Below are 20170 nucleotides of genomic sequence, written 5' to 3' on the forward strand. Positions count from 1 at the left end.
CCCAATGCGTCGCGGCTGGCCAGCATAGCCTACCGAATGACCGCCCCGCGCTTTAGGGGAGGCCGCTCCGTCCCGGCGAAACGGGCCGCTCAGTCGGCGAGCTCGACCGGCGCCATCCGGCCCGACATCAGGTCGAGCAGCCGTGACCGCACGTCCGAAACGGGGAGGGCGTAGGTCTCGGTGCGTCCGGCCCGGGCGATGTTGAAGGCCACAACGCGGCCGTCGAGGTCGACGACCGGCCCGCCGCACTCGTCGGGCGTCAGCACGGTGTCGTGCTGCAGGGCCGACGGGAATCCGAAACGCCGCTCGCTGAGCTCGCCGCCGAGTCGGTTCTGATAGTGGGCCCGCTGCTCGCCGGGGTTGGGGGCCCAACTACGGAGGGTCGCCACGAGCCGGAGCTTCTCCTCTCCGCGGGCGACTTCTAGTTCGATTCGGTCGCCGGGGTGATGATTCCCGATCGCAATCTGGAGGTCTTCGGGCTTATGTGTTGGCGAATTATCGACCGACAGGATGAGGTCCCCAGTCTGCAACCCCGCCTCGAGGGCGGCGCTGTCATCCCTGACCTCGGTCACTTCGACAGCGGTGTCGGAGCCCTTCGTCTTGACGGGCTCGCGGTTGAAAGCGACGCCAAGGAATCCGGGGCTCTTTTCGATCGGCCGCGCCAGGACGCTGACGACGCCGACCGCGACGGGGTTGTGACCCAGGCCGACCGTCGCCAACCAATCGCCGGCGTGCAGGTCGCTTTCGTTTGCGGCAGAACTGGTGACCGGGATGCCCTGCTTTTTCTTCGGCCCGTTCGGTTCGTCGGCGTCATTGCGGAGCGATACCGCTTGGGTTGTCTCTCGCACCGCGCCGCCAGAGAGGTCGAGCGTCGCGAGCCCCTTGGCGTCGATCTTGAGCATCGCCAGGTCCGCTTCGGTGTCGACGCCGACAACCTTCGCTTCGACCTCGCGACGCACGTCGAGCCGGACCGTCACCGGTTCGAACAGGACGCTCGCCTTGGTAAGGACCCATCCATCCGGGCCGACGACGCCGCCGTAGGCGACCCGCTTGCCTTGCGAGCGGATCTCGACGGTCGCCTCTCTCGCCCGGGCGATCACCGGGCGAAATACCTCACGGATCTGCGAGCTGTTGGTGAACCGCTCGTGCGGCACCATCAGGCTGCTGACCCATTGCTTGATCTGCTCGCCGAGGGCCGGCGCCTCGGCCATATCGGGCTCTTGCGCGCGCACGGGGCGCGCGACCATGACCGCGGCGAGAACGGCGACGACGTGTAGGGGGCGGGGCCTCATCGGGGGTCCTCCGTGAAGGAGGCGCCGGGGAAGTCGGTCGGCGCCCGACCGAGCCACAGCGTCAACTCAATTTTGACCCCATCGCGTTGAACGACAAGCGGCACCCGAGAGAACGCCTCTTGCCGACGGATCAGCCGATCGACCGCGGCGAGGCTCTCGGGCTCCTTACCGGCGACTTCGAGCAGCACGTCCCCCGGGGTGACGCCGGCTTCGGCGGCGGCGCGGCGCGGGAACACCTGGGTGACGACCAGCCCGTCGCCGGTCTGCCGCAGCGCGAGTCCCGCCATCGGCCGCCAGTCGTCGGGGTCCTCGCCGTCGGGTACCCCGGTCATTCGGCCTTCCATCAGACGCTGCCACTCGCGGCGGTAGGCGCCGACAGCGACGTGGTAGTTGCTGGTGATCTGCTCGCCGATCTTGCTGTGAATGGCGATGACCTCACCGCGGAGGTTGATGAGGGGGCCGCCCGAGTCGCCGCCAACGAGCGTCGCATCGGTGTTGATGAGGTCGTCGCTTACCGTCAAGACGCGTCCCAACCGGACCGGCGGGGCCCGGCCATCGACGAAGCCATTCGGTTGCCCCAGAGCGACGGTCCAGTCGCCCGGTTGCGGCGCGACTTCCGCGATTGGCAGAAAGGGCCACGCCCCCGGCTTGCCATCCTCCGAGGCGGGGGGGCTGTCGGTGATCTGCACCAAGCCGCTGTCGATCGGGTGATTCACCCCCAACGAGCGGCCCTTCACCCGATGGCCGTCGGGGAAGCGAATCATCACCTCGCGGTTCGGCTCGACACTGACATGGCCCGCGGTCAGGACCAAGCCGTCCGCCGACACAATGACGCCCGACCCGACCGAGTCGTTCATCTCGACCGAGACCGTCACCGGCCGGGCGCGGGCCACGACGCGGCGGACCTGTTGCTGTAGTAACCGGAGCTGCTCAACGGTGGAGGGGGGGCCGGGCTGCAAGGCCGCCTCGAGCTCCGCGGCCATCGGCAGCGAACCGTCCGACGGACTTTTCGCGACGTTGGTGGCCGGCTGTACGGCGGTCGGAGCGTCGGGAGCGGGCGTCGAGGCCCCTTCTTCGCCGCGAGTCAGTCCAGCAGACGCTAGCAGGATTACCAGCAGGCTGCCGGCCACCCCGCGGCTAAAGCGGCGAAACGGGGCGCCGGGGCGGTCGGAGACGATACTGTACATCCGCACTTGACAGTAAACAGGTGTTTAGCAGAATGACTGCTGGCGGCGCCCGCCGCCGGACGACTCCCAATTATAGCTGATCCCGCTGTTTTTCCCCGTCAACGTCGCCAGGAGCGCCAAGAATCGCCAGCAGCTTCTTTGGCAGGACCACCCGGATCGACAGGAGAAGCCGATTTTTTCCGGCCGATCTCTCGGAATCTTCGGGCGTCTCCTTCTGACGCGAATGGCGCCTCAGCGGTTCCCAACCCCGACAGCCCCGTGTCCGACGCCAACCCCGTTTCGCTCGACTCGCTCACTAAACGCCAGGGCGAGGTCCTCGATTTCATCCGCGACAAGATCGAGAGCCGCGGCTACGGCCCCACGGTCCGTGAGATCGGCGAGGCGTTCGGCATCGCGTCCCCCAACGGCGTGATGTGCCACCTCAAGGCGCTCGAGAAGAAGGGGCTCATCACCCGGGAGGCGAACCGCTCGCGCGCGATCCAGCTCTCGCCCGAGGCGCAGACGCAGACCGGCGTGCCGCTGGTCGGTTCGATCGCGGCCGGTAATTTGACCGAAGCGATCGAGGTCGCGGAGCGGTTCCAGTTCGAGGACTGGTTCCCGGCCAAGAAGAGCCACTTCGCTTTGCGGGTGAAGGGGGACTCGATGATCGAGGCCGCGATCGCCGACGGCGACCTCGTGATCTGCCGCAAAGCGCGGACGGCCAACAAGGGCGACATCGTCGTGGCGGTTACCGACGAAGGGGACGCCACGCTCAAGTACTGGTTCCCCGAGGCGAACCGCGTCCGCCTCCAGCCGGCCAACAGCAGCATGAAGCCGATCTACTGCCGCAACGCCCAGGTGCAGGGGATCGTCACCGGCGTCGTGCGACGGTTGTGAGTTGGGAGCGGACGATCGCCCGACGGGGAGCGACGGTTAAAAACTCGCGATCCCACCTCGACACAAGGCGATCGGCGCCGATCATGGCGTGATGCTGCGAAGCCGCCTGTTCTGGAAACTCTTTCTCGGGTTCACCCTAGTGAACCTTGTGGCGACGGCTGCGCTGGTGGCCGCCACCCGGTCGTGGCGCCAAGACGAGGCGACCGCCCTCGTTCGCGCCGAGGTCCGCACGGCGGCGCTGCTGCTCGCTGACGCCGCCAGCGACTGGGCGCGGGAGCCGACGCCCGCCCGCGCCGACGCCCTCCGCCTACTCGTCGAGAGGGCGGGCCTCGAAGTGCGGGTGCGACGCGACGCCAACGGCGAGCAACTCCGCGTTCCCGCCGAGAAGACGGATGGGAGGGAGCGCACCCAGGCCCGACTCCGATTGGGAACGGACCAACAGCCGTTGGGCGATCTTTGGGTGGAGAAACCCACCGAGAACGTCTCTGTAATGCTCGCCCGGATGTGGGCCCGTTACGCCGCTTACGTCCCGTTCGTTGGGCTGGCGATGGTGGCGGCCGGCTACGGCGTGGTCGCCCATCTCGTCGGCCCGGTGAGGTCGCTCAATCGGGCGGCCGTTGCGATGGCGAGCGGCGCCTATCGGCAGCGGGCGTTCGTCGCCAACCGCGACGAGCTCGGGGCGCTCGCCAACTCGTTCAATCGGATGAGCGAAGAACTCGGCCAGCGGCTCTCGCAGCTTCAGGAGAGCGATCGACGGCAGGCGACGGTCTTGGGCGGGATGATCGAAGGGGTCGTCGCGGTCGATGAACGGCAGCGGGTGCTCTTCGCCAACGACGCCGCCGGCAAGCTGTTCCACTTTATTCCGGTCGAGGTCGAACGTCGGCCCCTTCTGGAGGTGGTCCGCAACCACGCGCTGCACCAGGCAGTAAAAACCGCGATCGCGACGCGAACGCCACAGCGGCTTGAGATCGAGTGGGACGAGCGGATCCTTTCGGTCCAGGTGACGCCCCTCGTCGGCGAGCCGGCGGGCGCCGTCGTCGTGTTGCACGACACGACGGAACTGCGCCGGCTTGAGAACCTGCGGCGTGACTTTGTCGCCAACGTGTCGCATGAATTGAAGACGCCGCTGAGCACCATCAAGGCGAACGCCGAGACGCTGCTGCTGGGCGCCGTCGACGACAAGGTGCACCGCACCAAGTTCTTGGAGGGAATTGGCGCCCAGTCCGAGCGGCTCGAGGCGCTGATCCAAGACATGCTGACGCTCGCCCGGATCGAGTCGGCGCAGCAGCCGTTCGATATCGCCTCGGTGCTCGTCGCGCAGGCGGTCGCTTCGTGTTTGCTTGACTACCGACCCCGCGCCGAGGCGAAGGAGATCGCCCTCACCACGGTCGAACCTGCGGGTTCACCGAACCTGAAGGTGCGGGCCGATCGCAATGGCCTGCAAGTCATCCTCAGCAACTTGGTCGACAACGCCATCAAGTACACCCCGTCCGGCGGGCAAGTACGCATCGCGTGGGAATCGGTGGCCGTGAATGACGTTGCGATGGTGCGGATCGAGGTGGCCGACACCGGCAACGGCATCCCGGAAGAAAAACTGGCGCGGGTCTTCGAGCGGTTCTACCGCATCGACGAAGCCCGTTCACGCGAGCTGGGAGGCACCGGCCTCGGGCTCTCGATCGTGAAGCACCTCACGCAGTCCTTCGGCGGCGACGTAGCGGTCACGAGCCGACCCAACGAAGGCGCCGTGTTCGTTGTGACGCTGCCTGGGGCGTGAGACCTAACGCTCGCCAATCGCGTACAGGGCGTCGAACGTCCGCAAGTAGAGCACCCCGTCACCCGGCACAGGGGACGACGAGATCGCTTCGCCGAGATCGTTCTGCGCGAGCTGCTCGAAGTCACGGCCGGCTTTGACCACCGTCACCACGCCGCGGCGGCTTGTCAGGTAGAGCTTGCCATCCGCCAGCAGCGGCGACGCGCGGTAGCGGTCGCTCACGGTCCGCTCGCGGTAGACCCGCTTGCCGGTCTTCGCCTCGAAGCAGGTGAGGTTGCCGTTCTCGCCGCAAAGATAGACCAGGCCATCGGCGACAAGGGGCGAAGGGACGTCGGGCGTCCCCTTATCGAGACGCCACGCCTCGAACTCGCCGCCGGTGACGTCGCCCGAGCCGCCGAGCTGGACGGCGGCGACGGCCCCTTGCTTCGCCGTGGGGGCGACGACGAGACCATCGCCCCACGCCGGCGAGGCGACGAACCGCAGCGTCGGGTGGTACGAGCCGGGAGGATTGAATCCCATCAATCGCCATTGCTCGGCGCCCGTCTGCAGGTCGTGGGCCGTGGTGGCGTCGCCGCCGTGGGCGATGAGCACCGCGTCGGCGCCGGCGCCGGCGATGATCGGCGAGGCGTAGGAGTGCTCGCACTCACGGTTCGCGCCGGTCTCGCGTTTGACAGACCAGACGGTCTTGCCCGTCTCGAGATCGAAGCAAGCGATGCGCGCCTCGGCGGTCGCGGCGTCGCCATCGCCATGAATCCACTGCACGTAAGCGTAGCCGTCGTGGACGATCGGCGACGAGGCGTAACCGAATTGAATGTCGAGCGGCGTGAGCCGCTCGTTGAGCGACAGCCGCCAGACAGGCTCCCCCTCGACCGTGTAGCACGCCATCGTCCCGTCTCCCATGACGGCGACGACACTTCGGCCGTCGGTCGCCGGCGAGGGGGACGCGAGGTTCCCCTCGTCGCCGCGGAACGCGGCCTCGCCGGTCGTCACGGTGCGGCGCCAGAGCGGCTCGCCCGTGGCGGCGTCGTAGGCGGCCAGCAACAGCTCGGCGCCATCGGGCGTCGTGAGGAACAGCCGACCCCCTGCGAGCAACGGCGTCGACCCGGCCGGACCGGGGAGCGGCGTCCGCCAGAGGACGTTCTCCGTCGGCGACCAAGTGGTTGGCAGCCCGGTCGCGTCGGACACGCCGTTGGTCGCCGGCCCCCGCCAATGGGGCCAATTCGCGCCCGTGGTCGAGACGAGGGCGAGCGTCAAAAGCCCAACCAGTTGGCGGTGCATGGCGAGTCTCCTCGGAGGGTGCTTCGCGAAAAAGGGGCCACGCGGCCCCGAGCGGTTAATATGAAGAGCGTAACCCACTTGGCGGCCCCTGGCGCTACGGCGCCGGGCCGTTTGCTCTGCCCAGGACTTATGAAGCTCTCATCGATCCCCCAGGTCTACCGCAACGCCAACCGCTGGCGAGAGATCCTCGCCGTGTTGAGCAAGCACGGCCTCGCCGATCTCTTGGGGCGATTCGACTTGCCGTTCGCCACCCGGCTGCTCCGAGGCGGAGCCAACAACGATCGGCCGTCGGTGCGGCGTGAAGAACGGATCCGCCGGGCGATGGAAGAACTGGGCCCCGCCTTCATTAAGTTTGGCCAGGTCCTGGCGACGCGGCCCGACCTCGTGGGGATCGATCTGGCCGACGAACTGTCAAAACTCCAGACGGCGGCGCCCGCCGACTCGCCCGAAGTCGTCCGCCAAGCCGTCGAGGCGTCACTGGGGCGTCCGGTCGAGGAGTGCTTTGCCGAGTTCGACGAGACCCCCGTCGCTTCCGCCTCGATCGGCCAAGTCCATCGCGCCCGGCTCGCCAACGGACGCCAAGTGGCGGTGAAGGTCCGGCGAGAAGGCGTCGAGCACCTGCTGCGTGTCGACACCGACATCCTCGTGGGCCTCGCCGAGCTCGCCGAGAAGCTGCCCGACCTCGCGCCCTACCGACCCTGCGCGATCGCGGTCGAGTTCAGCCGCACGGTGCGACGCGAGCTCGACTTCCGCGACGAGCGCCGCCGTATCGAGCAGTTCCGCGACGCGTTCGCGGGCGACCCGCGCTTGACGATCCCCGAGCCGATCGCCGACCTCTCGTCGGAACACGTCCTGACGCTCGAGTGGCTCGACGGGGCGAAGCTGTCGGACCCCGACTTTTCGATCCAGACCGACGCGGACCTGGCGCTCGTCGCCCGACACGGCGCCGAGGTGTTCCTCGAAATGATCTTCGACCACGGCCTCTACCACGCGGACCCTCACCCGGGGAACCTGATGGTGCTGCCCGGCGGCGTCATCGGCCTGCTCGATTTTGGCATGGTCGGCCGCATCAGCGACGCGCTGCGCGAGGACCTCGAGGACATGCTGATCGCGATCGTCTCGGAGGACGCCGCCGAGCTGACCGCCGCCCTGCTGCGGATCGGCACGCGCCCACCGGAGCTCGATGACGACGCCTTCGCGGCCGACGTGGTTGACTACGTCGATCACTACGGCCAAATGGAGGTGGGTCAGTTCGATCTGGCCGGCGCGCTGACCGATTTGTTCCGCTTGGTGCGTCGTCACGGCATCGTATTGACGCCCCAGCTGGCGATGCTCTTAAAGCTGCTGGTGATGCTCGAGGGGACCGCTAAGCGGCTGTCGCCTCAGTTCTCGTTGGTAGACCTGCTCGCCCCGATGCAGCGGAAGATGCTGCTGCGGCGGCTCAACCCGTTGCGGCAGGCCAGGAAGGCGCGGCGGCTATTCGGCGAGGTCGAGCAGCTCGCCGAGGAGATGCCCCGCCGCGTCCGCGAACTGCTGACGCAATTTCAGTCGGGCCGGTTTGAGGTGCACCTCGATCACCGGGGGCTCGAGCCCGCTGTGAACCGGCTCGTGCTCGGTCTGTTGACCTGCGCCTTGATCGTGTCGGGCGCCCTGATGGTGAGCCGCGAGGTTTGGCCCCTCTACGGCGTCTCGACGCCGGGCGTGGTCTCCTTCGCTTTCAGCGGCCTGTTGGGGCTGCGTCTACTCAGGGCGATCAGCAAGTCGGGCTGGCTCGATTCGCACTGACGAGCAGGCCACCCCCCAGGAACGCGGCGCCTCACGCGTCGGGCGTCGGCGTCCCGCTGAAGTGAGAGATCGCCGACTCGATCCGTTCGTTCAAGCGGTCGAGTTCCGATAGCAGCCGTTGCTGACGCTGCTCAATTCTGGCGAGCCGGTCGGCGGGGGTCCGTTCGCTCGACGGCTGACGACGCTCGGACATCTGGCGATTGGACCCCGGCTCCCGCGACGGCTCTCCGGCGGCGTCGCAGGGGTGGAGATCGGACCGCCGAGGGGGTGGCGACCAGTGGGGCTGCTCACGGATTGCCGCCTCTTTTCGCCGGAGGCGTGGGTCGTGCCGGCGGCTGAAACCGGGCGATTTGGGCGGTTTTTGCGGGTGACGGGCCGCGGGAGGCCCGCTCAAGCCCCCGCCGGCGAAAACGGGTAGCATCGCCGCCCGAGAAGCGTTATTCTTTCGGGTCTGCGGATTGCCCACTGGCCTCCGCCCTAAGATAGAGCACACCCATCCCCGAAGGCGGACCGGCCCAGACGCCGACCGCCGAGCGTTACCGGAGCTAGCGACAACGTGGTTAAGCTGACCCTTCGCGACAAAGAGACGGCGCAAGAAGCCGTGCGGCGCTTCCGCAAGCTGGTCGAGCGGAGCGGTATCAAGAAGGAGATGCGGATCCGGGAGTTCTACGAGAAGCCCAGCGCCACCAAGCGTCGCGCCAAGATCCGGGCCCAGCGTCGCGCCCGCCGTGATCGCCTCGCCCCCCGCTGATCACGGGAGGCCAATCCGGCTTGGAGGACCTTTGGGACCTCGCCGTTTGGCATTCGTGGAGCGTTTGAGCACAACGAAAATAAAGGCCCGCGTCGGGAGAACCCGACGCGGGCCTTTTTGTCATGAACCGATCCGCTTCCGCGTGACGCCTGCCCCCGTCGGGGCGGACGACATCAATAGGCGGCGGTCGCACGCAGGAAGAAGCCGTCCAGCGTCATCATGTTCGCATCGTCCATCGAGTAGATCTGGCTGGGGGTTACGGCGGTGTTGTACTCCGCGCGGTGGCCAAGATCATGCCAGGCCGACAGCAGGTAACCACCCGAGACCGAGATGTTCTGGGTGATGTAACCGGTGAGGCCCGCCTCGATCTCGGTGACCGGGATCACTTGGGTGGTAGTGAGCGAAACGTCGGTGAACCCGGGGCCGCCCGCAACGCCGTACTTCACGTCGCCCAAGAGCAGTGAGATGTCGCCCTTGATGTAGGCGCTGAGCATGCCGCTCCGGCCAATGTAGCGACGGCCTGTCATGCCGAACCGCAGACCAACGCCGTCGAAATCGACCGAGCTGACCGCCGAGCGGTCGGGGGCCGTGTTGATGGGGTCGCGAACCGTCTGATAGCCGAGTGAGCTATCGACGTTGGCGATTCGGATGCCGCCGCCCCAAGTGATGTCCCAAGCTGGGCAGACGGGGCCGCAGCACGGGTCACAGCAATCGCCGCAGTCACCGCACGGTGAGCCGAGCGGGCAGCCTAGCGGGATCGTCTTCGAGAAACCAATGTCGTAGTTCTTGATGTTGACGTCCGCGTAGCCGACCAACTCGTCACCGTCGCCGAGGGCGGCCTCGTAGGGGCCGTACAGCGTGCTATCGGCGTCGTTGGCGTTGGGGCCCGACGCGAAGCCGCCGCCGCTGTTGAAATTGGTGTAGGTGAAGCGGATCTCGCTGCCGCAGTCACAAAGACGGTAGCCGGCGAAGAGACGGTAAGAGTCGCCATAGTTCATGTTGAACTGATGGAAGGTCTCAAGATCATCCGTAACGCTGATCTCGCGGTAGGCCGTCGCCTCGCTGAACTGAGTGCGGACACTCAGATACTCGCCGCCCACGAACACTTGGCCGCAGGGACCCATTCCGCATGGGGCGCAGCCGAGGTCGCAGACTTCGCCGCAATCGCCGCAATCCATCGAGCCGCAGTCGCAGCTGGTCTGCTGGATTGGGTTGGTGAGTAGATCGCTCCCTTCGAACGTCGCCGCAACGGCGCCCCGATCGGTCGTCTGGGCGTTGAGGCTACTGGCGGCGCCAGCAGCCAAGAGGAGCGCGCACGCTCCGCGCAAGAAAATAGACATCCTGTCATCCCCCCCCTGGGTGTTTCCGCTTGGCGACGGCGGCGGTTCGCGTCTCGTTCTTGGCCTAGGTCTGCCAGAACCAGCCGCGACGGGGCGTTACGCAACGCTCCCGTTTGGACCTCGCCCTCATGATCGCCAACTCCTTCCCAAGGATCGGATGCGACGCAACCGGTCTTGCATGCTTTTCTGGAAGATCAGGCGTGATCGGCGCCGTCAGAACAACCGACTTTAACGGCGCCAGCGTCAGGGGCCGCCCAGACCGGACAGTTTCTCGGGTGACCTCAAGAGGCGCCTCGCAATCCCCGATCCTCCCCCGTCGCGAGACATGGGAGGGTCCCCGTTCCCCATACAAAGGAGAGGAAGTCCAACCTCCAGAGTCCGGGTTTCGGTTCCCACCTCGCTAAACGAAAAAAGCCCCCTCCCGCGTTGGGAGGGGGCTCTTGAGGTAAAAACGCAGTCGCTGTCTGCCTCAATCGACGGTCCTTCGGACGATGGTGCGGAGGCGCCCAAGCCACCCACACGAGGGGCCCAAAGACCGGCGGGGAAGCGACTCTCAGCCGCGACGCCGCGACGCGATGGTCACAAGGCCCAAGGCGGCCATCAGGGCCGTCGTCGGTTCGGGGATTTCTTCGAATCCGAACGGGGTGTCGGGGTAGACGTCAATCGGCTGCATCACTGCGTAAGGGCGTGGCGTCTGCAGGTAGCCGGCGACAGCCGCCGAGACCGGGTAGTTCGGCAGCGTCACGTTCGTGGTCTGGTTGGTGCCGATGTAGGTCAAGCTGAGTTCCGAGTTGCCGGTGGTGTCGGCCCCGCCGTTGGGAGTGAAGAACACCGAGGTGTAGTCGGCGAACCTCATCATGCCGCCGTTGTCGTCGTCCCGGTCGATATCGACCTGGAACCGAACCACTTCGCCCGGCTTCAGGCCGCCACGGGCGCCGAAGTCGACGACGAGCACGTCGCCACCCTCTTCAAGCCGCGTATCGAATTCGATATCGGGTGTCGAGAACCCGGTGATCGCGTACTCGCCGTTGGCGGGGTACGGATAGGAGTTCGTTTCTTCCTTGCGGAAGAAGACGTTGGAGAACCCGTAGTTCGTGTCGCCGATCGACATCCGGAACTCGTCGATCGCGAACGGCGCATCGGATTCGTTGCCGAGCTGGATGAAGGGCATGTTGTACTCGTAGACCTGGGTAGACCAACCGGTCCACAACGCGGTCATCTTCGAGTTCATGTCCGTCGGGGCGGCGAGGACCGTCTCGAGGCTGCTGAAATTGATCGTGGCCGCACTGGCTGCGGTCGTCAGGGCGAACGCCGCCGCGATGGCGAGCATCCGATTCGTGAGCGTCTTGTAAGGGATCATCTTCTTTGGGCGCCTCTAAGGGACCCTCGCTGGATCAACCAGCTGAGGGCAGGTGGGAATCAAGGGGAAGCAATCAAACAAGCGGACTTCTAAGCGCAATCAGCAGAGCGTCGTGGTGCGTGCCATTAGGCGTCGCGCGATTGCGACGGGGCCGGGCGACGATCCAGAGCGGTGAGGCCTAGGAAGTGAGGGAGAACCCCACTTGGCCGCCGGCGATCGCGGGCGAGACGCCTAACTAGAGGATCCGGCGGAGGGACCTTGGCGTGCCTACGCCCCACGGGGGCGGACGCGAACGCCTCGCGCTCGGCGGTGAGGCGTCCAAGCGGGGCGATTGAGCCCCGTTGAGCGCGCACCACGAGCGGGTCTTTGCAGCGGATTCGAAAGTCGCTTAGCCCCGGGGCGTCAACTCGCTGGGCATGCAATCGCATGCGGCGAAGAGGAGGGCGGCTTTCTTCCCACGAAGCCCGTTAGAAGCGGGCAAGAAGGGCTGAAGGCCGACCTAAGAATGCCAGAAGCTGCACGACGGATCGCTCCGCCGCCGCCGAATTGACACTCACGAGGACGACTCCAGATAACTTGGTGGGGGACCTATTTACACAGGTGGCTGCGGGTTTACCGCAGGCACTCCTTCAGAATAGATAGACCCGAACGATTGTCAACGACTTTTCCGCCTGGGTTGAGATTCCGGGGCGGTTTCGCGGACGGCCCCCCTCTGGAGGACCCCTCGGCGGTCTTCAGAGCCAATCGAGGCCGAGATCGAGCCCGATGGCGGAGTGGGTTAGAGCCCCGACGCTGATCCGATCGACGCCGGTTGTCGCGATGGCGCCGATGGTGTCGAGCCGCACCCCGCCCGAGGCTTCCAGGACGACTCCCGGCGCCCCAGCGTTACGCACGGCGACCGCCTCGCGCAGTTGATCCAGCGTCATATTGTCGAGCAACACGATGTCGGGGCCGGCCGGGAGGACCCCGCTCAGCTGGTCGAGCGAATCGACCTCGACTTCGATGACCCGCCCCGGCTGCTGCTCTCGGGCGCGCCGGACCGCCTCCGCGGGTGTCATCCCCGCTTGATCCGCCAGCGCGAGGTGATTGTCCTTGATCATCACCGCGTCGAAGAGCCCGGTGCGATGGTTGTGTCCGCCGCCGCAATGGACGGCATGCTTTTCGAGCCGACGCCAGCCGGGCGTGGTCTTGCGGGTGTCGTAGACCGCCGCCCGCGAGGGGCCGACCGCCTCGACATAGCGGCGAGTGAGCGTCGCGACCCCGCAAAGCCGGCTCATGAGGTTAAGCGTCACCCGTTCGCAGCGCAGCAGATCGCGGGCGGCGCCTTCGAGCGTCCCAACCACGGAGCCCGGCTCCAGCGTGTCGCCGTCGTCGAGCGTGGGCTGCCACGAGGCGTCGGCGCCCGCCTCTTCCAGGACGATCGTCGCCACGCGCCCGCCGGCCAGAACGCCGCGCTGCCGCGAGACGACCGCCGCCTTGCCCCGCCGCTCGGCGCCGACAACCGCGAGGCTGGTGACGTCACCGGCGTCGCCGAGGTCCTCCCGCAGGGCGAGCCGCACCAATTCGCGGCAATCTTGAATCAGGGCTTCGTCCCACTCAACGGTTTGAAAGTTCGCTGTCATTACCTATCACTCAGAGCGGGGAACCACAGATGGACACTGGTAAGTCGATTTGTAGGAGGCGTCTCCGACGCCGATGACGGTATCCACAGCAGAACGGCGTGGTGTGCGTAATCGGCGTCTGGAGACGCCTCCTACAGATTTGAACATCCGCGTCTATCTGCGTTCATCGGCGGCTAACTTTGATAGCCCCAGAAGTTGCTCGAACGCTTCTTCGCTGAGGACGGTAACCCCCAGCTTCTGGGCCTTGTCGAGTTTGCTGCCCGCCTTCTCGCCGGCGACGAGGTAGTCGGTAGCGGCGCTGACGCTGCTGGCCGCCTTGCCCCCCGCCTTAGCGATGAGGTCGTGGGCCTCGTTGCGGCTATGCCGTTCCAGCGTCCCGGTGACGACGAGCGTCCTGCCCACGAGGGGGCCCTCGGTCGCCGCGGGGGCGGGTTGCTCCTCGGTCAGCTCGACCCCTTCGGCCCGCAGGTCGGCGAGGATCGCTTGCCCCAGGTCGCTGTGCAGATACTCGTAGAGCGAGCGGGCGATCTCGGGCCCGATGCCCGACTCGGCGCCGTCGATCTGGAACGATTCCAACTCAGCGATGCTTGCTGCGGTGAGGGCGTCGATCGAGCCATACTGTTCGGCCAGGATGCGCGACGCGGTCGAGCCGACATGGCGGATGCCGAGCGCCGCCAGCACCCGCGTCAGACCGCGGGTCTTCGACGCCTCGATGCCGGCGAGCAGGTTGTCGGCCTTCTTCTCACCCATCCGCTCCAGGGCGAGCAAGGCCTCGCGCTTGGTGTGGAGCCGGTAAAGGTCGCCGTAGCCGCCGACGAGGTCCGCCGCCAACAGTTGCTCAATGACCTTTTCGCCGAGGCCATCGACGTCCATCTGACCACGGCTGGCGAAGTGCCAGAGCCGCTCTTTTAGTTGGGCGGGGCAGGCGGGGTTGGGGCAGTAGCGGCCCGACTCGTCGAGTTCGGTGAGCGGCGGCGGTTCGGGGATTGGCTCAGGTTCGCGACTCTGCTTGGCGGCGAGCTGCTTCTCGCGCTCGACGCGCTTTGACCACTGGGCGAGGTCGTTCTGCCGGCGTTGGTCGTACTCCATGACCAGCGCAGCGCCGCACGAAGGGCAAACGGTCGGCAGTTCGACGGGTTGGCCCCGGTCGGCGCGTTCCGGGTCGAGCACCCGGACGACCTGCGGGATGATCTCGCCCGCCTTCTCGATGATGACGGTGTCGCCGATCCGCACGTCCTTGCGCCGCAGTTCGCCGACGTTGTGCAGCGTCGCGTGCTGCACGGTGGTTTCGGCGACGAAGACCGGCGCCATCTTCGCCCGCGGGGTGAGCTTGCCGGTCTTCCCCATCTGCCACTCGATATCGAGCAGCTCGGTTGCGGCTTGCTCGGTGGCGTACTTGTAGGCGAGCCGCCAACGGGGGAACTTGCTGGTGTAGCCGAGCCGTTCTTGCAGATCGAAGCGGTTCACGGTCACGACGACGCCATCGACGTTGTAAGGAAGCGACGCCTTCTCCTTTTCGAACCAATCGACGTACTCGACCACTTCTTTGATGGTGTCGCACGGGCGTGACAGGGGGCTCGTCACCAAGCCGTAGCTCGCCGCGGCGTTGACCAACTCGACGTGCGACGTGAGCACCAGATCGTCCGACCGTTCGCCGGCGCCGTGGACCACCAGCCGGAGGCCGCGTCCCTCGACGTTCTTGGGGTCGAGCTGCTTGAGCGTGCCGGCGGTGGCGTTGCGCGGGTTGACGAACGGCTCGACGCCGGCGGCGACCTGCTCGCGGTTGACCCGGTCAAACTCTTCCCGCGGCATGTACACCTCGCCCCGGACCTCGAAGATTTCCGGCGCGTCGCCTTCAAGCACCAGCGGCACGCTCCGCAGTGTCCGCAGGTTGTGCGTAATGTCGTCGCCGCGGTAGCCATCGCCGCGGGTGAGTCCTTGGACGAGGGCGCCCCGTTCGTAACGGAGGCTAGCCGCGACGCCGTCGACCTTCGGTTCGGCGACATAGCCGCCGGGGAGGGGATAGCCTTCGGACGCCGCGACACTGAGGCAGTTGAGGCGGTCTTGCAGAAGCGCCGCTCGTTCGCTCACCAATGCTTCACGACTCGCTTTCGATTCCGCATCGCGTTTGCCCTTGAGTTGTGACTCGCGGTCGTCAAGCTCGGCTAGTCGCTCGTTGATTCGCAACAGTTCGGGGTCGATCGCTTCGAAGCAGCGCTGCGCCCAGCGGGTGAGCTCTTCCTCGTCGTACGAGTTGTCGATCGAGTACATCCGCCGGGCGTGGTCGACGGTGCGGAAGCCGGTGATCGGCTCGCCCCCAACCCGCTGGGTAGGGCTATCGGCCGTGACTTGGTCGGGATGCTCTGCTTCTAGTGCGCGCAGCCGCTCCAGCAGCGCGTCGTACTCCCGATCGGAAATCGTCGGCGCCGCCTCGACGTAGTACCGCCGGTCGTGCTCGCGGATCGCGCGGCGGAGCTGTTCAAAATCTTCCACTTCTTATTTACCGCCGATTAACGCGGATGAACACGGATGCTGTCTAGCGATTCGGGCCGGGCCTGCCAAACCATATCGGCGTAATTCCGCGTCTATCGGCGGCAGAAAACGACGGTGGTGGCGGGTTGCTTGGCCGCCGGGTATCGTACGGGACTGCCTCCAGGACAGCCACGCCCGCTATGTCGATCGCCCCCGAACCTGCCGAAACCGCGACCAGCGTGATCCGCGTTCAGGGCGCCCGCACCCACAATCTGAAGGACGTCGATCTCGACCTGCCGCGGAACTCGCTCATTGTCTTCTGCGGCGCCTCGGGCAGTGGCAAGACGTCGATGGCGATCGACACCCTCTACGCCGAGGGGCAGCGCCGCTACATCGAGAGCTTTAGCGCCTACACGCGGCAGTTCCTCGAGCAGCTCGACAAGCCCGACTGCGAGCGGATCGACGGCCTGCCGCCGGCGATCGCCGTCACGCGGGCGAGCGGGTCACGTTCAAACCGGGCGACGGTCGCCACGGCGACGGAGGTAGCCGACCACCTGCGGGTGCTGTTCGCACGCGTCGGCATGATCGTCTGCCCGGAGTGTCAGATCGAGGTGCGTCGGGACACGGTCGATACGATCGTCGACGCGCTCCGCGGCCTCGCCGAGGGCGAGCGGGCGATGCTCGGCTTCGAAGCGCCGCTCGGCGAGCAGCCGGCGGCGCGGGTCGCGGAACTGATCGAGGCGGGCTACGTCCGCGCGCTGGTCGGCGACGAGGTCGTCGCGTTGGCCGACCTCGCCCACGGCGCCACGGTCCCGGAGAGGATCACCGTCGTCGTGGATCGATTTGTTGGCGGGCGCGTCGACGCCGATCGACTCGGCGAGTCGGTTGAGACGGCGATTGCGGGAGGGGAAGGGGCGTGCGTTGTGGTCACTCCGGGCGCTGACGCTTCCGGCTCGCCAGTCCCCCCGCCCCCCGTCCCCCGCACCCGCTCTTTCGACACTCGCTTGCGGTGTAACGGCTGTGCGCGCGAGTTCGCGGCGCCCGAACCGCCGCTATTCAACTTCAACAGTCCCCTCGGCGCGTGCCCCGAGTGCGAGGGTTTCGGCAGCGTTGTCGAGACCGACATGGACTTAGTCGTCCCCGACAAGTCGTTGTCGCTCAAGCAGGGCGCGGTGGCGCCATGGCGGACGCCGGCCTATGAGCATGAGCTAAAGGAGCTACTGGAGCTGGCGCCCGACTACGGGATCGACGTCGACGCCCCCTACGCCGAGCTTCCGCCCGAAGTGGTGCGGATGGTGATCGAAGGGGTCCCCGAGCGCGACTTCGGGGGGCTCAACGGCTTCATCCAGTGGCTCGAGCGACGCAAGTACAAGATGCACCTACGGGTGTTTCTCAGCCGCTGGCGGTCGTACCGGCCGTGCCCCGCGTGCGGCGGCGATCGGTTGCGGCCCGAGGCGCTCGCCGTCCGCGTCGGGGGAAAGCACTTTGCCGAGCTGTGCCGTTTGGAAGTCCGCGATGCGGTCCGTTGGTTCGAGGCGCTACCGCTCGAAGGAGCGGACGCCGAAATCGCCCGCGCGGTGCTCACCGACGTGACGGCCCGGCTCAACTACCTGGCGGAGGTCGGCGTCGGCTACCTGACGCTCGACCGCACGCTCCGCACCCTCAGCACCGGCGAAGCACAGCGCGTCGCGATGACGGCGACGCTCGGCTCGAATCTCGTCGATATGCTCTACGTCCTCGACGAGCCCTCGACCGGGCTGCACCCGGTCGATGTGGCGCCGCTCGTGGGGGCGCTGCGGCGGTTGCGTGATCGCGGCAACACCGTGATTGTTGTCGAGCATGAGGAAGAGGCGATCCGTGCGGCGGACCATGCCGTTGAGTTCGGCCCGCTCGCCGGTGTCGAAGGGGGCGAGATTGTCTTCGAGGGCCCGCCCGACCAGCTCGTCAACGAGAAACAGAGCCGCACCGGCGATTGGCTCTCGGGTCGGCGGATGGTTTACCGGACCGCCGAGAACCGTCGGTCCCCGCAGCAAGGGAAGCTAACGCTCCTCGGCGCCACTGGGGCCAATCTGGGCGGAGAGGGCAGGGCAGACGCCGGCAACGCGGGCCTCGACGTCGAATTCCCGCTCGGGGTTCTGACCGTCATGACGGGCGTCAGCGGCGCCGGTAAGAGTAGCCTCGTGCGGCGGACGCTGTTCCCCGCCCTCAACGACCGGCTGCACGACGGCAATGGGTCGGCCGAGGCGAGGCACGAGGCCGACCGGCCGCTGCCGTACGTCGACTTGCTGGGCTGGAAGCAGCTCGACGACGTCGTGTTCGTCGACCAGTCGCCGATCAGCCGCTCGCCGCGCTCGAACCCCGTCACTTACGTGAAGGCGATGGACCCGATCCGGGCGCTCTTCGCCGATCTGCCCGACGCCAAGGCCCGTGGCTACACGGCGAGTCACTTCAGCTTCAACGTCGATGGCGGCCGCTGCGAGGCGTGTCAGGGGGCGGGCCATGTCGAAGTCGATATGCAGTTCCTCGCGGACATCACGATGCGCTGCCGCGAGTGCGACGGCCGACGCTATCGCGACGAGGTCCTCGACGTGCATTATCGCGATCGCGATATCGCCGAAGTCCTGCAGATGACGGTCCACGAAGCGATCCGTTTCTTCCGCGGCGAGACCAAGATCCAGCAACGCCTGCGGCCGCTGATTGATGTGGGCCTCGATTACCTGCAGCTCGGTCAGCCGGCGAGCACCCTGTCGGGCGGCGAAGCGCAGCGGCTCAAGCTGGCCGGGCGGCTGGCGACCAAGTCGGCCGGTCGCACGCTGTTCTTGCTCGACGAGCCAACGACCGGACTGCACTTCTCGGATGTGGAGCAACTCGTGGATTGCTTCAACGCCCTGGTCGATGTCGGGCACTCGCTCATCGTGATCGAGCACAACGTGCCGATGATGATGGCCGCCGACTGGCTTATCGACCTCGGCCCCGGCGCCGCGGCGGATGGCGGCCGTGTCGTCGCGCAAGGGACGCCGGAGTCGGTGGCCCAGTGCGCGGAGTCGGCGACCGGCCGTGTGCTCGCCGAGGCGCTCGCACGGCGCGACGCGGCGATCGCTGCGCTCGAGGCGGAGGAAGAAGAGTTGGAGGAGGACGAGGTGTGACGCACCTCCGGGAGCTGACGCTTCCCGGCTCGATAGCCGAGTTGCAGCGAGCCGGGAAGCGTCAGCTCCCGGAGTGAACCACCAACCAGCCATGCCCCCCAAAGACCCCTACGCTCGCTACGCCAAACAGACGCGTTTCGCCCCTTTGGGAGAAGCGGGCCAGGCGAGGCTCGCAACGAGTAGCGTGCTCCTCTGCGGCTGCGGCGCCCTCGGCTCGGTGATCGCCAGTACGCTGGTCCGCGCCGGCGTCGGCAAGCTTACGGTCGTCGATCGTGATTTCTTGGAAGTCTCGAATCTGCAGCGGCAGGTTCTCTTCGACGAGAACGACATCGCCGAAGGCTTGCCAAAGGCGGTCGCCGCAGCGAACCACCTCCGCGCCGCCAATTCGACGGTCGAGGTCGAGCCCCTCGTCGCCGACGTGACGGCGGCGAACCTGCCCAGCCTCGCCGCGGGCTGCGACCTGCTGCTCGACGGCACGGACAACTTCGAGACGCGGCTCCTGCTCAACGACTACGCGGTCCGCGAAGGGGTCCCATGGGTTTACGGCGGGGTGATCGGCGCCGAGGGACGCGTCATGCCGATCGTCCCGGGCTCATCAGCGTGCTTGGCGTGCCTGCTGCCGGAGCCACCCGCCGCCGGCGAGACCGAGACGTGCGACTCGGCCGGGGTGCTCGGCCCCGCGGTCAACGTCGTCGCGTCGCTGCAGGCGATGGAGGCGATCAAGCTGCTAGCCGGCGCGGGGGACGCCATCGCCCACGGCCTCACGGTTGTCGATCTGTGGGCGGGCCGCTGGCGTCGCTTAGCGGTGCCGCGCGACCCGTCTTGTCGCTGCTGTGGCCAGCGACAGTTTGATTGGCTCGAGGGCCGACGCGGCAGCCGGGCGGTCGTCCTCTGCGGCCGCGGCGCCGTGCAGATCAGTCCTCCGGAAGGGTCGCCGCCGGTTGATCTTGCCGTGATGCGGGCGAAGCTGGCGCCGCTAGGCGTGGTAGCAGGGAACGCTCACTTGCTGCGTCTGAACTACGACGGCCACGAGGTGACACTCTTCGCCGATGGCCGCGCCATTATTAGCGGCGTCGACGACGAAGCGGCGGCGCGGAGCGTCTGGAACCGCGTTTTAGGCGGGTAAACCCGGGGACGAGCCGTCTGCTGGGCAAGCCGTTGGGCGACTCCCCGACGGTCGCGGTTCGTACGCAGCGCGTTGTCCCGCTCAACTTTGCCGGCCGTTCTAGCCGACCATAACGCTACGGTCACACATCCCGGGGGGGACGCGGCCGCTTTTCTTTGCGAGTC

14 protein-coding genes are annotated in these 20170 nt (G+C 66.9%); 6 read left to right on the forward strand and 8 right to left on the reverse strand.

Annotation, left to right across the window (positions count from 1 at the left end):
• Positions 1 to 89: 89 nt before the first annotated feature.
• Entirely contained in the window at positions 90 to 1292 is a 1203-nt protein-coding gene (locus tag Pla108_RS13760; protein WP_146445527.1) for a S1C family serine protease, read from the reverse strand.
• Positions 1289 to 2479 carry a S1C family serine protease gene (locus tag Pla108_RS13765; RefSeq protein ID WP_146445528.1) on the reverse strand — a complete coding sequence of 397 codons (1191 nt, stop codon included), beginning with the start codon at positions 2477 to 2479 and terminating at the stop codon, positions 1289 to 1291. The genes Pla108_RS13760 and Pla108_RS13765 overlap by 4 nt, the downstream gene beginning before the upstream one ends.
• A 258-nt stretch (positions 2480 to 2737) precedes the next feature.
• On the opposite strand from Pla108_RS13765, the gene lexA reads away from it, so the two are divergent.
• Positions 2738 to 3355, forward strand: a complete 618-nt coding sequence (gene lexA, locus Pla108_RS13770; RefSeq protein WP_146445529.1) for a transcriptional repressor LexA — start codon at positions 2738 to 2740, stop codon at positions 3353 to 3355.
• Between the two features lie 91 nt (positions 3356 to 3446).
• Positions 3447 to 5129 carry a sensor histidine kinase gene (locus Pla108_RS13775; protein WP_146445530.1) on the forward strand — a complete coding sequence of 561 codons (1683 nt, stop codon included), beginning with the start codon at positions 3447 to 3449 and terminating at the stop codon, positions 5127 to 5129.
• Between the two features lie 3 nt (positions 5130 to 5132).
• On the opposite strand, the gene Pla108_RS13780 is transcribed toward Pla108_RS13775, so the two are convergent.
• Positions 5133 to 6404 (reverse strand): outer membrane protein assembly factor BamB family protein, encoded by a 1272-nt coding sequence (locus Pla108_RS13780; RefSeq protein WP_146445531.1) that lies wholly within the window; start codon positions 6402 to 6404, stop codon positions 5133 to 5135.
• A gap of 129 nt (positions 6405 to 6533) precedes the next feature.
• On the opposite strand from Pla108_RS13780, the gene Pla108_RS13785 reads away from it, so the two are divergent.
• On the forward strand, positions 6534 to 8189 hold the full coding sequence (locus Pla108_RS13785; protein ID WP_146445532.1) for an ABC1 kinase family protein: 1656 nt from the start codon (positions 6534 to 6536) through the stop codon (positions 8187 to 8189).
• A gap of 31 nt (positions 8190 to 8220) precedes the next feature.
• Here Pla108_RS13785 and Pla108_RS21000 read toward each other — a convergent pair whose 3' ends face one another.
• Positions 8221 to 8382 (reverse strand): hypothetical protein, encoded by a 162-nt coding sequence (locus Pla108_RS21000; RefSeq protein WP_197526546.1) that lies wholly within the window; start codon positions 8380 to 8382, stop codon positions 8221 to 8223.
• A gap of 363 nt (positions 8383 to 8745) precedes the next feature.
• Between Pla108_RS21000 and rpsU the strand changes: the two genes are divergently transcribed.
• Positions 8746 to 8940 carry a 30S ribosomal protein S21 gene (gene rpsU, locus Pla108_RS13790; RefSeq protein WP_146445533.1) on the forward strand — a complete coding sequence of 65 codons (195 nt, stop codon included), beginning with the start codon at positions 8746 to 8748 and terminating at the stop codon, positions 8938 to 8940.
• Between the two features lie 173 nt (positions 8941 to 9113).
• Here rpsU and Pla108_RS13795 read toward each other — a convergent pair whose 3' ends face one another.
• The 4 genes from Pla108_RS13795 to ligA form a co-directional block, all read right to left on the reverse strand.
• Positions 9114 to 10280 carry an Lpg1974 family pore-forming outer membrane protein gene (locus Pla108_RS13795; RefSeq protein ID WP_146445534.1) on the reverse strand — a complete coding sequence of 389 codons (1167 nt, stop codon included), beginning with the start codon at positions 10278 to 10280 and terminating at the stop codon, positions 9114 to 9116.
• A gap of 553 nt (positions 10281 to 10833) precedes the next feature.
• Positions 10834 to 11640 (reverse strand): PEP-CTERM sorting domain-containing protein, encoded by an 807-nt coding sequence (locus Pla108_RS13800; RefSeq protein ID WP_146445535.1) that lies wholly within the window; start codon positions 11638 to 11640, stop codon positions 10834 to 10836.
• Between the two features lie 734 nt (positions 11641 to 12374).
• Complete coding sequence (gene nadC / locus Pla108_RS13805) at positions 12375 to 13262, reverse strand: carboxylating nicotinate-nucleotide diphosphorylase (RefSeq protein WP_146445536.1); 888 nt, start codon at positions 13260 to 13262, stop codon at positions 12375 to 12377.
• A 153-nt stretch (positions 13263 to 13415) separates the two neighbouring features.
• On the reverse strand, positions 13416 to 15755 hold the full coding sequence (gene ligA, locus Pla108_RS13810) for an NAD-dependent DNA ligase LigA (protein ID WP_146445537.1): 2340 nt from the start codon (positions 15753 to 15755) through the stop codon (positions 13416 to 13418).
• A gap of 179 nt (positions 15756 to 15934) precedes the next feature.
• Between ligA and uvrA the strand changes: the two genes are divergently transcribed.
• Entirely contained in the window at positions 15935 to 18880 is a 2946-nt protein-coding gene (gene uvrA, locus Pla108_RS13815) for an excinuclease ABC subunit UvrA (protein ID WP_146445538.1), read from the forward strand.
• A gap of 91 nt (positions 18881 to 18971) precedes the next feature.
• Positions 18972 to 20006 (forward strand): ThiF family adenylyltransferase, encoded by a 1035-nt coding sequence (locus Pla108_RS13820; protein ID WP_146445539.1) that lies wholly within the window; start codon positions 18972 to 18974, stop codon positions 20004 to 20006.
• Positions 20007 to 20170 lie beyond the last annotated feature (164 nt).

Origin of the sequence: Botrimarina colliarenosi, assembly GCF_007859955.1 — a bacterium.
GTDB lineage: Bacteria > Planctomycetota > Planctomycetia > Pirellulales > Lacipirellulaceae > Botrimarina > Botrimarina colliarenosi.

Excerpts from the sequence above, each read along its gene's own strand:
- nadC (WP_146445536.1), bottom strand. The coding sequence starts at position 13,262 with ATGACAGCGAACTTTCAAACCGTTGAGTGGGACGAAGCCCTGATTCAA.
- Pla108_RS13765 (WP_146445528.1), bottom strand. The coding sequence starts at position 2,479 with ATGTACAGTATCGTCTCCGACCGCCCCGGCGCCCCGTTTCGCCGCTTT.
- Pla108_RS13795 (WP_146445534.1), bottom strand. The coding sequence starts at position 10,280 with ATGTCTATTTTCTTGCGCGGAGCGTGCGCGCTCCTCTTGGCTGCTGGC.
- Pla108_RS13800 (WP_146445535.1), bottom strand. The coding sequence starts at position 11,640 with ATGATCCCTTACAAGACGCTCACGAATCGGATGCTCGCCATCGCGGCG.
- Pla108_RS13780 (WP_146445531.1), bottom strand. The coding sequence starts at position 6,404 with ATGCACCGCCAACTGGTTGGGCTTTTGACGCTCGCCCTCGTCTCGACC.
- Pla108_RS21000 (WP_197526546.1), bottom strand. The coding sequence starts at position 8,382 with ATGTCCGAGCGTCGTCAGCCGTCGAGCGAACGGACCCCCGCCGACCGG.
- Pla108_RS13760 (WP_146445527.1), bottom strand. The coding sequence starts at position 1,292 with ATGAGGCCCCGCCCCCTACACGTCGTCGCCGTTCTCGCCGCGGTCATG.
- Pla108_RS13820 (WP_146445539.1), top strand. The coding sequence starts at position 18,972 with ATGCCCCCCAAAGACCCCTACGCTCGCTACGCCAAACAGACGCGTTTC.
- Pla108_RS13775 (WP_146445530.1), top strand. The coding sequence starts at position 3,447 with ATGCTGCGAAGCCGCCTGTTCTGGAAACTCTTTCTCGGGTTCACCCTA.
- uvrA (WP_146445538.1), top strand. The coding sequence starts at position 15,935 with ATGTCGATCGCCCCCGAACCTGCCGAAACCGCGACCAGCGTGATCCGC.
- Pla108_RS13785 (WP_146445532.1), top strand. The coding sequence starts at position 6,534 with ATGAAGCTCTCATCGATCCCCCAGGTCTACCGCAACGCCAACCGCTGG.